Genomic DNA, 12,299 nt, shown 5'->3' on the forward strand with positions numbered 1-12,299 from the left:
ACATGGTCGAGGAGCTCGAGGGCTGGGAGCAGACCCTCACCGCAGGTCCGCTGCTGCTGATCGCCGCCGCGGCGATCGCCGCCCTGCTGGTGCTGATCATCAAGCTGAAGATGCACGCCTTCGTGGCGCTGATCGTCATCAGCTTCCTCACGGCGGTCGCCGCGGGCATCCCGTTCGGCGCGGTCGTGCCCGTGATGCTCGACGGCTTCGGCGGCACGCTGGCCAGCGTGGCGCTGCTGGTGGGCCTGGGCGCCATGCTCGGACGGCTGCTCGAGACCTCCGGCGGCGCCCAGGTGCTGGCCGAGAAGCTGATCTCGATCTTCGGCGAGAAGCGGGCCCCGCTGGCGCTGGGAGTGGCCTCCCTGCTGTTCGGCTTCCCGATCTTCTTCGACGCCGGCCTGGTCGTCATGCTGCCCGTGGTCTTCGCCGTGGCCCGACGACTCGGCGGCTCCGTGCTGCTCTACGCGCTGCCGTCGGTCGGCGCGTTCTCCGTGATGCACGTGTTCCTGCCGCCGCATCCGGGGCCGGTCACCGCCTCCACGTTCTTCGAGGCGAACGTCGGCCTGGTCCTGCTCGTGGGCCTGGTGGCTGCGCTTCCGGCCTGGTACCTGTCGTCGTACCTCTTCGGCAAGGTCATGGGACGGCGGATCGATCTGCCTGTGCCCAGCATCCTGGGTGAGGCCGAGGCGGTGCAGAACCCGCCGAAGACGGGGACCGTGGTCCTCATCCTCCTGCTGCCCATGCTGCTGATCTTCCTCAACACGGGGCTGTCCACCCTGCTGAAGTCCGGGGCCATCCCCGAGGGCGTGGGGGAGCAGGCCTGGTTCCAGCTGCTGGTCTCCCTGGGGGCCACGCCGGTGGCGCTGACGATCTCGCTGCTGGTCGCGGCCCTGCTCGTGGGCAAGGCCCGCGGGGTCAGCGGCAGCGCGATCGAGAAGACCTTCGAATCGGCTCTGGGCCCCGTCTGCTCGGTCATCCTCATCACGGGAGCCGGCGGCATGTTCGGCGGCGTGCTGCGCAGCTCGGGCATCGGCGACGCCCTGGCCGACGCCCTCACCGACCTCGGCATCCCGATCATCCTGGCCGGGTTCATCATCGCCGTGATCATGCGCGTGGCCCAGGGTTCCGCGACCGTCGCGCTGACGACCGCCGCGGGCCTCATCGCGCCCGCGGTGATGGCCGCCGAACTCGGCGGGCTGCAGGTCGCAGCGCTCGTGGTCGCGGTGGCCGCCGGCTCCGTGGCGCTGTCCCACGTCAACGACTCCGGCTTCTGGCTCGTGGGCCGCTTCCTGGAGATGGACGTGCGCACGACCTTCAGGACCTGGACGGTGCTGGAGACGATCATCGCCGTGGTCGGCTTCCTGATCGCCGCGGCCGTCTACGGCCTGGCCGGTCTCCTGTAGCCCGCCCCGGCGTTCTGCGGAAGGCTCAGCGCTCGTCGTCGGCGCTGCGGCGGCGGTGGAAGTCCGCCTGGATCGCAGGCTCATGCTCGGGGTGGCGAGCCTGGGTGTCGTCGTCGATCAGATCCAGGGACTCGCGCACCATGGTGGGCGGAACCCGCAGCTTCAGGGCCGCGGGAAGGGTCTCGGCCTCGAAGGCCACCACATGGCCCACGGAGTCGCCGTCGAGCTCGCCGCTGGTCGGCTCGGCGAACTCGGCGCGCACCTTCCGGCACTCGTAGTGATCGAGCTCGGGCAGCGGATGGCGGTGCTGGGTGATCACCTTGCCGGCCAGCCGCGCCCAGCCGAGCAGGTGGCGCGGGGCGATCACCACCACATCCATCTTGCCGTCGTCCAGCTTGGCGCCGGGGACGAGCACGAGCCCGCCGGTCAGGGTCCCGCAGTTCGCGGCCATGATCGAGCGCACGCGCCGCGACTGCCAGGGGCCGTCGTCCAGGCTGAAGCGCGCCCACGCCGGGGACATGAGCACCCGGCGCATCCCTGCCTCGCCGTAGGCCATCCATCCGATCCTCTTCTTGAGGCGGTCGCTCGTGTGCTCCATGATCTCGGCGTCGAACCCGACCCCGCCCATGACGCACAGCAGCTTCTCGTCCATGGTTCCGTCGTCCGATTCGGTGCGGAAGGCGACCATGTCGAGGGCCTTGTCCTCCCCGAACAGGGCGACATCCACGGAGTGGTGGATGTCATCCAGGTGGGCGCCCAGGTTGCGGGCCAGGAGGTTGCCGGTGCCCATGGGGATCAGCCCCAGCGGCGTCCCGGTGCCGGCCAGGACCTCGGCCACGGTGCGCACGGTGCCGTCGCCGCCGGCGGCGAGCACCACATCGGCGCCCCATTCGAGGGCCTCGCGGGTCATGGACGTTCCGGGGTCATCGGCCCGGGTCTCGAAGAACCGGGGCTGCGGCCATCCCGCTTTGCGGCAGGCCAGCGTGGTGTGGTTGATGGCATCGTCCGCCCCGGCCTTGATGGGGTTGACGACGACGGCCACGTGCTGGACGTGGGGCTGGTCCAGGGACTCGGACACGGCAGGGGCTCCTGAGCTTCGCAGTGGTGGCGGATCGGGACGGCGCACGGCCTGCGATCGACTGAGAGCGACCACCGTAGCGCGCAGCTATGACAGCCAGCCGGGAAAGGCCGACTCCGCTACCCTGGCCCGGTGATCGATATCAACATGCTCCGCGAGAATCCCGACAAGTTCCGCGCCTCGCAGGCCGCCCGCGGCGCCGACGAGTCCGTGGTGGACCGCGTGCTCGAGGCCGACTCCGCCCGCCGCTCGGCCATCACCGAGTACGAGACGCTGCGCGCCGAGCAGAAGAGCTTCGGCAAGACGGTCGCCCAGGCTCAGGGCGAGCAGAAGCAGCAGCTGCTGGCCGAGGTCAAGGACCTCTCCGATCGCGTCAAGGACGCAGATTCCCGGGCCGATGCCGCCCAGGCCACGATCGACGACCTGCTCAAGGCCCTGCCGAACCTGATCATCGACGGCATCCCGGCAGGCGGCGAGGACGACTTCGCCGTGCTCAAACACGTGGGTCAGCCCCGGGACTTCGCAGCCGAGGGCTTCGAGCCGCGCGATCACCTGGAGATCGGCGAGCTCGTGGACGGGCTCGACATGGCCCGCGGCGCCAAGGTCGGAGGCTCGCGCTTCTACTTCCTCAAGCGCGACATCGCGCGTCTGGAGACCGCTCTGCTGCGCATGGGCCAGGACCTGGCCATGGACAACGACTTCATCGCGCTGACCACCCCCACCCTGGTGCGCCCGGAGATCATGGCCGGCACCGGCTTCGACGTCGAGCACGACGACGAGATCTACCGCCTCGAGAAGGACGACCTCTACCTGGTCGGCACCTCCGAGGTCGCGATCGCCGGCTACCACGCCGATGAGATCATCGACCTGTCCGACGGCCCGCTGCGCTATGCCGGATGGTCGACCTGCTACCGCCGGGAGGCCGGCTCGGCGGGCAAGGACACCCGCGGCATCATCCGCGTCCACCAGTTCAACAAGCTGGAGATGTTCGTCTACTGCACCCAGGATCAGGCCGAGGCGGAGCACGCCCGCCTGCTCGAGTGGGAGGAGCAGATGCTGCAGGCCTGCGGGCTGTCCTACCGGGTGATCGACACCGCCGCAGGCGATCTCGGCACCTCCGCTGCGCGCAAGTTCGACTGCGAGGCCTGGGTCCCCACCCAGGGCCGCTATCGCGAGCTGTCCTCGACCTCGAACTGCACCACCTACCAGGCCCGTCGCCTCAACATCCGCGAGCGCCTGGCCGACACCACGACGGCCGACGGGAAGGCCAAAAAGGGAGGGACGCAGATGGTCGCCACCCTCAACGGCACGCTGGCCACCACGCGCTGGCTCGTGGCGATCCTGGAGACGCATCAGCAGGCCGACGGCTCCGTCGTGATCCCGGAGCCGCTGCGCCCGTACATGCGCGGCCAGGAGGTCATCCAGGTGCGCTGAGCCCCTCAGGCGCCTGCTGGGTGAACGTCCCGTGAAGCGGCGGGTCGTCGTGGTGTCGGCCACGGCGGCCCGCCGTCGTGCTGTGGCAGGCTCGGGGGATGACTCAGACGCAGCGCCCCGACACCGACGATCGGGCTCACGAGAAGCCGCACGACGCCGATGGCACCCTTCCCCAGCCCCAGGACCCTCAGCAGGATCCGCCCCACGCCCCGGATCACGGGACGGCGCCGTTCCCCGAGCCCGACCGCGAGCCGGTCGGCAGCGACTGGCGGCTGCAGGAGGGCGTGCGCTACCTCGTGTGCCTGGACGTGGACGGCACGCTCGTGGATCACGACGGACGCATGTCGCAGGCGGTGCTGGACTCGGCGCGCGCCGCGGCCGCAGCGGGGCACCATCTGGTGATCGCCACCGGGCGCTCGCGCGGAGCCACTCTGCCCGTGTGCGAGAAGCTCGGGCTGGAGTCCGGCTACGCCGTGTCCTCCAACGGGGGCATCACCATGCACCTGTCGAGCGAGCACGAGGACTGGTACCGCGTGATCGACGCGGTGACCTTCAACCCCGAGAAGGCGCTGCAGGCGCTGCGGGAGGTCCTGCCCGCGGCCAAGTACGCGATCGAGACCGCCGACGGCAGCTTCTACTCGACCGAGCGCTTCCAGGACGGGTCCTTCGGCATCGAGGCGATCCCCACGGACATGCGCGGGCTCGCCGAGCTCGACGCCGTGCGGCTCGTGGTCAGCAGCTCTGCGGAGGAGCCGGAGGACTTCGCCGAGGCCATCGACCGCTCGGGCCTGCACGGCGTGGCCTACTCCGTGGGCTGGACCTCATGGCTGGATGTGGCGGCCAACGGCGTCTCCAAGGCCAGCGCGCTGGAGCAGGTCCGTCGCCGCCTGGACGTCGATCCCGCCCACACGGTCGCGATCGGCGACGGGCACAACGACATCGAGATGCTCGAGTGGGCGGCCCGCGGAGTGGCCATGGGCCAGGCCCCGGACGAGGTCGTGGAGGCGGCGCGGGAGGTCACCACGAGCGTGTACCAGGACGGCGCCGCCCGCATCCTGCGCTCCCTGCTGCCGCAGGGCTGAGCCGCAGCCCGGGCTCCGGGCGAGCCGCTGCGATGGGGCTGCCGCTCGCCCGCGGCGGCCGGATCAATCAGCTCGACGGCTCGGGCGCCGGAAGCGCCAGCTCCGGCAGCAGGCGGGCCAGGACATCCCGCATGGCGGTCTCGGGGCGCCGGGCCTGGGCCATCCAGGGGGTCTGCGAGCTGACCGACGTGCTGCCGTCGGCTGACCACACGGTGGCCTGGGCGATCAGTGCGGCGCGAGACGGTGCGCGGGCCGGGGCGCCCGGCGGCCGCAGCATCGTACCCGAAGCTCTGAGATGCGGATCACAGGTCAGCGCGCTGATGAGCCAATCCGCGCAGATGAGCATTCACCCGCCTATGGTGAACGGGTAAGAGGGGCCCAGCCCATCTGCCGGTTCCGCCCCGGCAGCTCCCAGTCTCCGGAGGGACCGACCCGTGTCCGACTATCTCGCTGAGCGCTGGCAGGTGATCCTGTTCTCCAGCTGGCAGCACCTGTGGCTGGTGATCCAGTGCCTGGCGCTGGCCACCGTGCTGGCCGTCGCGATCGCGCTGCTGTGCTACCGCTCCCAGCGCCTGTCCGAGCTGGCCAACAGCGTCACCGCGATCGGTCTGACCATCCCCTCGTTCGCCCTGATCGGTCTGCTGGTCGCCCCGCTGGGCTTCGGCATCGCCCCGGCCATCGTCGTGATCACCTTCTACGCCGCGCTGCCGATCCTGCGCAACGCGGTCGTGGGCCTGGCCGGCGTCCCGGACACCGTCGTGGAATCCGCCCGCGGCATCGGCATGAGCCGGCTGTCCACCCTGCTGCGCGTCGAGCTGCCCATGGCCTGGCCGGTCATCCTCACCGGAATGCGCGTCTCGGGTCAGATGGTCATGGGCGTCGCCGCGATCGCGGCCTGGGTCCTGGGCCCCGGCCTGGGCGGCTTCATCTTCTCAGGGCTCTCCCGGCTGGGCGGAGCCAACGCTCTGGCCTCGGTGCTCACCGGCGTCATCGCTGTGATCGTCGTGGCCTTCATCCTCGATCTCCTCCTCGCCCTGCTGGGGCGCCTGACCACCTCGAGAGGTCTCCGTGTCTGATCCGCGCAGCTCCGCCCAGAACACCGCCCCCGAAGCCCGCTCCGAGGTCACCGGCGTCCCGATCCTGCTCGACGGCGTGACCAAGCAGTACGGCACGCGCGCCAAGCCGGCGGTCGACCACCTGACCCTCGAGATCCCGGCAGGCTCGACCGTGATGTTCGTGGGCCCGTCCGGCTGCGGCAAGACCACGACGCTGAAGATGATCAACCGCCTGATCGAGCCCAGCCAGGGCCGGATCGTGATCGACGGCGAGGACGTCACGACCATGAACGGCGATGAGCTGCGTCGGCGCATGGGCTACGTCATCCAGGCCGGCGGCCTGTTCCCGCACATGACCGTGGCCGCGAACATCGGACTGGTCCCCAAGATGCTGGGGTGGGACAAGCAGCGGGTGGCCGAGCGCGTGGACGAGCTGCTCGATCTGGTCTCCCTGGACCCGGCGCTGTACCGGGACCGCTACCCCAAGCAGCTCTCCGGCGGGCAGCAGCAGCGCGTGGGAGTGGCCCGGGCCCTGGCCGCGGATCCGCCCGTGCTGCTCATGGACGAGCCGTTCGGCGCGGTCGATCCGATCACGCGCGCTCGTCTGCAGGAGGAGATGATCTCCATCCAGCGGGAGCTGCGCAAGACGATCGTGATCGTCACCCATGACATCGACGAGGCCGTGAAGCTCGGCGACTGGGTGGTCGTGTTCGACGAGGGTGCGCACATCCAGCAGTACGACCGCCCCGAGCGGATCCTGGCCGAGCCCGCCAACGACTTCGTGGCCGACTTCGTGGGCCGCGGCGCCGGTCTCAAGGCGCTGGGGCTGTCCCGCGTGCGGGACATGCCGCGCCGCGAGGCCGTGACGCTGACCCCCGAGGACTCCGTGCAGAGAGCTCTCGAGCGCGCCGGCAGCGCGGGCCACGGGCACGTGGTGATCGTGGACGGCTCCGGGCGCCCGCTGGCCTGGCCGTCGCTCGAGCAGCTGAGCCGGGCTCAGCAGCTGCCCAGCCGCCTGGATCCGGACCTGCCGATCGTGGGCGAGGACGCGACCCTCGAGGACGCGCTGAACACCATGCTCGTCTCCCGGGTGGGCGCGGGCCTGGTGGTCGGCGCCCGCGGGCGCTTCGAGGGCGTCGTCGACCTGGACGCGGTCATGGAGTCGCTGCAGTCCCAGCGCACCGCGACCGGCTCGGGAGCGGCCCCCGTGGGCTCGAACGACGCCGACATCCGCGTCTCGCGCGACGACGACACCGGCGAGATCCGGGTCATCACCGAGGAGGACCCGCATGGCGGCTCGAGCGCGGCCGAGCCGGAGGAGGCTCGACGATGACGGCCGCGGCAGATCTGGGCAGCGCCTCCGGGATTCAGGCCGACCGGGGCCGGCTGCGCTCGCTGATCATCTACCCGGTCGTGCTGCTGGCGGCCCTGGGCGTGCTGATCCTTTGGCTGAGCCAGGCGGATCTCACGGAGACCGAGCTGGTCACGCTCGCACCGGGACCGCTGCTGAACGCGACCCTCGAGCACCTGCGCCTCACCGCGATCGCCACCGTCGTCGTGCTCGTGATCGCGATCCCGCTGGGCATCCTGCTGACCCGAGGGCCCATGCGGCGCTGGACCGGGGTGATCATGGCGATCGCCAACATCGGCCAGGCGGCCCCGGCGGTGGGCCTGATCGTGCTCTTCGCCATGTGGATGGGCTTCGGCTCCACGGCCGCGATCGTGGCGCTCGTGGTCTACGCGGTGCTTCCCGTGCTGCGCAACACCATGGTCGGACTCGACTCGGTGGATCAGTCGCTGGTCGAGGCGGGCAGGGGCATGGGCATGTCCGCGCTGTCCGTGCTGTGGCGCATCGAGCTGCCGCTGGCGGTGCCGCTGATGCTCGCCGGCATCCGGACCGCGCTCGTGCTGGTGGTCGGCACAGCCACCCTCGCCACCTTCGTCAGCGCCGGCGGCCTGGGCGTGGCGATCACGACCGGTGTGAACCTGGACCTGCCCCGAGTCCTGATCACTGGATCGGTGCTCGTCTCGCTGCTGGCGCTGGCCATCGACTGGCTGGGACGGGTGGTCGAGCACATCGCCCGTCCCCGGGGGCTGTGAGGCCGCCGTGGGCGATGTCAGCAAGCAGCACCAGAATCGGAGCACGGAGGCCAGGATGACCACGACCACCACCAGCGGATCGAGGACGCGAGCCGGGCTCCGCTCGCCGCGTCGCCGTCGGGCCCTGTCCGCGGCATCGCTGGCCGCGGCGGCCGCCATGGCTCTGTCCGGCTGTGGTCTGTCCCCGTCGGCCTCCTACGTCCCGCAGTTCGAGGAGGGCTCCATCACCCCGGTCGAGGGCGCCGAGGACGTCCCGGTCACGGTGGTCTCCAAGAACTTCACCGAGCAGCTCATTCTGGGCAAGATCCTGGTCCTGGCCGCGGAGGCCGCCGGGTACCAGGTCACCGACCAGACCAATGTGCCGGGCTCGCAGCCGGTGCGCCGCATGATGGCGGAGGGCGAGGGCGATCTCACCGTCGAGTACACCGGCACCGCCTGGATCACCTACATGGGCCATGAGGAGGGGATCCCCGATCCCCAGGAGCAGTGGCAGGCCGTGGCCGACGAGGACCGGAGCAACGAACTGATCTGGGGCCCGCCGGCCGAGTTCAACAACACGTACGCCCTGGCGGTGCGCTCGGAGTTCGCGCAGGAGCACGGGCTCACGACGATCTCCGACCTGCGCAGCCTGCCCGTCGAGGACCGGACGCTGTGCGTGGAGGCCGAGTTCAACTCCCGTCCGGACGGGCTGAATCCCCTGCTCGAGCACTATGACCTGGCACGGGACAGCGACCAGATGCCCGAGGGCAACATCGGCCTCTACGACACCGGGGCGATCTACACGGCCACGGACCACGGCGACTGCAACGTGGGCGAGGTGTTCGCCACCGACGGTCGAATCCTCTCGCTGGATCTCACCGTTCTCGAGGACGACCGGAAGTACTTCCCGGCCTACAACGGCTCGGCGGTCTACAACGAGCAGACGCTCGCGGAGTCCCCGGAGCTGGCAGAGGTCATGGACAGCATCATGGCCGAGCTCGACAACGAGACGCTGCAGGAGCTCAACGCCCAGGTGGACGTGGAGGGCCGCGAGCCGGTCGACGTGGCCTTCGACTGGATGGTCTCCGAGGGCTTCATCTCCGAGCCGGCCGGCTGAGCCGGTGGCGCGGTCGGCTCTGCCGGCTCAGTCGTCGCCGGGGGGCCAGAACCGCGGCTCGATGTCGATCGAGCGGGCGATCAGCTCGTCCTCCAGCACCTCCCGGCAGATCAGGGGCAGGCACAGGGAGCCGATGCGGTCGGTCTCGTCGAAGCACACGCGCATCTGCGGGAAGCCGCGCCGGTAGCGCTGCAGGTCCCTGGCCAGCTCCACGATCTCGATCAGGGCGTCCTGTCCGGCGAGCACCCAGAAGCTCTCCCGGTCCATGAGCTGGAACAGCCCCACCGCGCCGCCGTGGCGGGCGGAGTCCAGCCCCCCGAACGAGGGTCGAGCCACCCAGCCGCCGGAGTGCGGCATCTGGGGGTCCTGCGCCGAGCCTCCCATGAGCGGGGCGATGGGGTCGTACTCCCAGCACCGGGCCTCTCGCAGCCACTGCGGGGGCTCGGGCACCAGGACGTCCGCGTCCTGGTCGCGCCAGTCGACGGAGTCGTCGTCGAACGCGGCGAGGTGCAGGGTCTCCCAGAAGCGGTGCAGGGGCAGGTCCGCCCTCACGCTGTTGAGCAGGACGCCCTCCAGGTTCATGCCGCCGGTGGCCGAGACGGTCGTGGCGGTCTGGACGTGCATCCGCTGGAGCATGCGATCGATCTCCGCCAGGTGCAGCGGCTCGCCGAGCACGACCGTGGTGCCCTGGTGCTCGAGCACGTAGGGCACCCGCTGGGGGACCTCATCCGATCGGCTCATCACGGGTTCATGCAACCACAGCGCACCGACAGCACAAGGGGCGACGACGGCCGACGTCGGGCTCCCTCAGCAAGAGGACAGGCCCCGCCTCCCGTCGCGACGGGAGGCGGGGCCTGTGCGCTGGGCGCGAATGGACTCAGTTCTGCTCGGCCTCGGCGGCGGAGTCGTAGTGCGAGGCCTCGAAGCGCTCCTGCGCCTCGCGGACCAGGCGCTCGGCCTCGTCCTTGCCGGACCAGCCCTCGCCCTTGACCCACTTGTTGGGCTCGAGATCCTTGTAGCGCTCGAAGAAGTGCTGGATCTCCTTCTGCTTGAAATCCATGATGTCATCCAGGCCCTGGATGTGGTCGTAGCGCTTGTCCGTGGACACGCACAGGACCTTGGCGTCGCCGCCGGCCTCGTCGTTCATGTTGAACACAGCGACCGGGCGGGCCTCCACGATCACGCCGGGCATGATGTCGACGTCGAGCAGGACCATGGCGTCCAGCGGATCGCCGTCCTCGCCCAGGGTGTCCTCGAAGTAGCCGTAGTGCTCCGGGTATCCCATCGACGTGAACAGCACGCGGTCCAGGCGGATGCGCCCCGTCTCGTGGTCGATCTCGTACTTGACGCGCGATCCCTTGGGGATCTCGATGGTGACGTCCAGCTCCATGGCTGCTCCTCGTGCTCCGTCGGGGTTCTCTGACTCGTTCGCCTCTCAGGGTAGCGGCCCGTGCGCCCGCCGCGCAGGTCGGGCCTCGGCGGCGCGCGGGCGGGATCGGCACAATAGGGGGCGTGAGCACCCCACAGGATCCCCGCCGCGACCGCCCTGTGCCCGGCGACGAGCCCCAGGACGGCCCCTCCCGACGCCGCAGCCCCGTCGCCGCGGTGATCGCCGCCCTCGTGGTGCTGGCGATCGCGGCCTCGCTGATCGTCTCCGTCCCCGGGGCCTTCGGCGGCCAGGACGACGCCGACGCAGATGTCACCGTGCCGGACCCGGCCGCGCCGCGGCAGGACCAGCCGGGAGGCTATCTGTCGCAGCAGACCGAGGACGGGATCCGGGCGGCGATCGAGGACTCCACCGCGGGGTCTGCAGGAGTCATGGTCATCGATCCCGGCTCGCACGACGTCCTGTTCTCGGACGGGGAGGCCGAGGCACTGGTGCCGGCATCCAACCAGAAGATCCTGACCCACTTCTCGCTGCTGGCGCACACCGGTCCGGACCAGCGCCTGGCCACGACCGCAGTAGCCGGCCAGAGCCCCAACGAAGTGGTCCTCGTGGCCGGCGGGGACACCCTGCTGGCGCCCGGGGACGGCGATCCGGAGGCCGTCACGGGTCGGGCGGGGATCGCCGATCTCGCCGAGTCCACCGCGCAGGCCATGGCAGGGGAGGTGGATCCCGAGAAGCCCGTGCGGGTGGCGGTGGACACGAGCATCTTCTCGGGCCCGTCCCTGAACCCCGCCTGGGAGGACGGCGACATCGAGTCCCAGGAGATCGGGCCGATCAGCCCCATGGCCTTCGGCTCCCATCAGGTGCCCGGGAAGGAAGGGGTCTACGACGAGGACCCGGTCGCCTCGGTGACCGAGGCCTTCGAGCGCGAGCTCGGCTCGCAGCTCGAGGAGCAGGTGGGCCAGGAGGTCCGCGTCGAGTCGGCCGGGGAGCAGGACACGTCCGCGGACCCGCTGCTGCCGTCCGAACAGCAGGAGGGCGTCACGGAGCTGGGCCGCGTGGAGTCGGCCACCGTGCAGGAGCAGGCCGGGCGCATGATGGGCGAGTCCGACAACCGCCTGGCGGAGGTGCTGGGCCGGGTGGCGGCCCGCTCGGCCGGTCACGACGGCAGCATCGAGGGGGCCCAGCAGGCCGCGCGGGAGGCCGTGCTCGAGACGCTGCCGGAGGAGGAGGCCTCCAAAGCGGACGGTCTGCGCATCGTCGACGCCTCCGGGATGACCATGGACGACCGCGTGAGCGCCGACGTCCTGGGCCGCCTGCTGCTGACGGCCGCCGCCGATGATTCGGGGCGGTTCGCTCCCATGATCGAGGCCTTCCCCGTGGGCGGGGCCACCGGCACGCTGGCCGAGCGCTTCGACGACCCCGACGAGTCCGAGGCGCGCGGTGTGACCCGCGCCAAGACCGGGACCCTCAACGTGGTCACGGCGCTGTCCGGGCAGACGATCCGGGCGGACGGCAGCCCGGCCGTGGTGGTCGTCCTCTTCGACGACGTCGAGGACACCGACGCCGCCCGCGATGCCGCCGACCGGATCCACGCGATCGTCGCCGCCGACGGCTCCTGAGCCGCGCCGCCCCCGCGCCCAGCGCTGTCGGGCGCCTGTGAT

At 70.7% G+C, this 12,299-nt stretch carries 12 protein-coding genes; 8 read left to right on the forward strand and 4 right to left on the reverse strand.

All coding sequences use genetic code 11. The features are described 5' to 3' along the window. The first annotated feature begins 2 nt into the window (after positions 1 to 2). Positions 3 to 1,403 carry a GntP family permease gene (locus tag FFS25_RS09410; RefSeq protein WP_137802726.1) on the forward strand — a complete coding sequence of 467 codons (1,401 nt, stop codon included), beginning with the start codon at positions 3 to 5 and terminating at the stop codon, positions 1,401 to 1,403. Positions 1,404 to 1,428: 25 nt separating this feature from the next. Here FFS25_RS09410 and FFS25_RS09415 read toward each other — a convergent pair whose 3' ends face one another. Next, entirely contained in the window at positions 1,429 to 2,481 is a 1,053-nt protein-coding gene (locus FFS25_RS09415) for a diacylglycerol/lipid kinase family protein (protein ID WP_137802727.1), read from the reverse strand. 132 nt (positions 2,482 to 2,613) lie between these two features. Here FFS25_RS09415 and serS point away from each other — a divergent pair, with 132 nt between their 5' ends. Continuing rightward, entirely contained in the window at positions 2,614 to 3,915 is a 1,302-nt protein-coding gene (serS, locus tag FFS25_RS09420; protein WP_137802728.1) for a serine--tRNA ligase, read from the forward strand. A 98-nt stretch (positions 3,916 to 4,013) separates the two neighbouring features. Beyond that, positions 4,014 to 4,997, forward strand: coding sequence for an HAD family hydrolase (locus FFS25_RS09425; protein WP_137802729.1), 984 nt, complete (start codon positions 4,014 to 4,016; stop codon positions 4,995 to 4,997). Positions 4,998 to 5,064: 67 nt separating this feature from the next. Here the strand turns inward: FFS25_RS09425 and FFS25_RS09430 are convergent, their stop codons facing one another. Further along, the gene (locus tag FFS25_RS09430; protein ID WP_137802730.1) at positions 5,065 to 5,274 is read right to left on the reverse strand and encodes a hypothetical protein; all 210 of its coding nucleotides are present in this window, start codon (positions 5,272 to 5,274) and stop codon (positions 5,065 to 5,067) included. Positions 5,275 to 5,431: 157 nt separating this feature from the next. Between FFS25_RS09430 and FFS25_RS09435 the strand changes: the two genes are divergently transcribed. Genes FFS25_RS09435 through FFS25_RS09450 form a run of 4 tightly spaced genes read left to right on the forward strand, consistent with a single transcriptional unit; the run spans position 5,432 to position 9,248 of the window. Next, positions 5,432 to 6,073, forward strand: a complete 642-nt coding sequence (locus FFS25_RS09435; RefSeq protein WP_006213616.1) for an ABC transporter permease — start codon at positions 5,432 to 5,434, stop codon at positions 6,071 to 6,073. Then, positions 6,066 to 7,385, forward strand: coding sequence for an ATP-binding cassette domain-containing protein (locus tag FFS25_RS09440; RefSeq protein ID WP_137802731.1), 1,320 nt, complete (start codon positions 6,066 to 6,068; stop codon positions 7,383 to 7,385). The genes FFS25_RS09435 and FFS25_RS09440 overlap by 8 nt, the downstream gene beginning before the upstream one ends. Next, positions 7,382 to 8,152 carry an ABC transporter permease gene (locus FFS25_RS09445; RefSeq protein WP_006213614.1) on the forward strand — a complete coding sequence of 257 codons (771 nt, stop codon included), beginning with the start codon at positions 7,382 to 7,384 and terminating at the stop codon, positions 8,150 to 8,152. Before FFS25_RS09440 ends, FFS25_RS09445 begins: the two co-directional genes overlap by 4 nt. A gap of 55 nt (positions 8,153 to 8,207) precedes the next feature. Next, on the forward strand, positions 8,208 to 9,248 hold the full coding sequence (locus FFS25_RS09450; protein ID WP_081609418.1) for a glycine betaine ABC transporter substrate-binding protein: 1,041 nt from the start codon (positions 8,208 to 8,210) through the stop codon (positions 9,246 to 9,248). A 27-nt stretch (positions 9,249 to 9,275) separates the two neighbouring features. On the opposite strand, the gene FFS25_RS09455 is transcribed toward FFS25_RS09450, so the two are convergent. Both FFS25_RS09455 and FFS25_RS09460 read right to left on the reverse strand, forming a co-directional pair. After that, a complete protein-coding gene (locus FFS25_RS09455; RefSeq protein WP_024289217.1) occupies positions 9,276 to 9,989 on the reverse strand; it encodes a hypothetical protein in 714 nt (237 codons plus the stop codon). Positions 9,990 to 10,125: 136 nt separating this feature from the next. Then, positions 10,126 to 10,638 carry an inorganic diphosphatase gene (locus FFS25_RS09460; protein ID WP_137802732.1) on the reverse strand — a complete coding sequence of 171 codons (513 nt, stop codon included), beginning with the start codon at positions 10,636 to 10,638 and terminating at the stop codon, positions 10,126 to 10,128. 122 nt (positions 10,639 to 10,760) lie between these two features. Here FFS25_RS09460 and FFS25_RS09465 point away from each other — a divergent pair, with 122 nt between their 5' ends. Further along, on the forward strand, positions 10,761 to 12,257 hold the full coding sequence (locus FFS25_RS09465) for a D-alanyl-D-alanine carboxypeptidase (protein ID WP_137802733.1): 1,497 nt from the start codon (positions 10,761 to 10,763) through the stop codon (positions 12,255 to 12,257). The last annotated feature ends 42 nt before the right edge of the window (positions 12,258 to 12,299 follow it).

Source organism: Kocuria sp. 2SI, from assembly GCF_005502825.1.
GTDB lineage: Bacteria > Actinomycetota > Actinomycetes > Actinomycetales > Micrococcaceae > Kocuria > Kocuria palustris.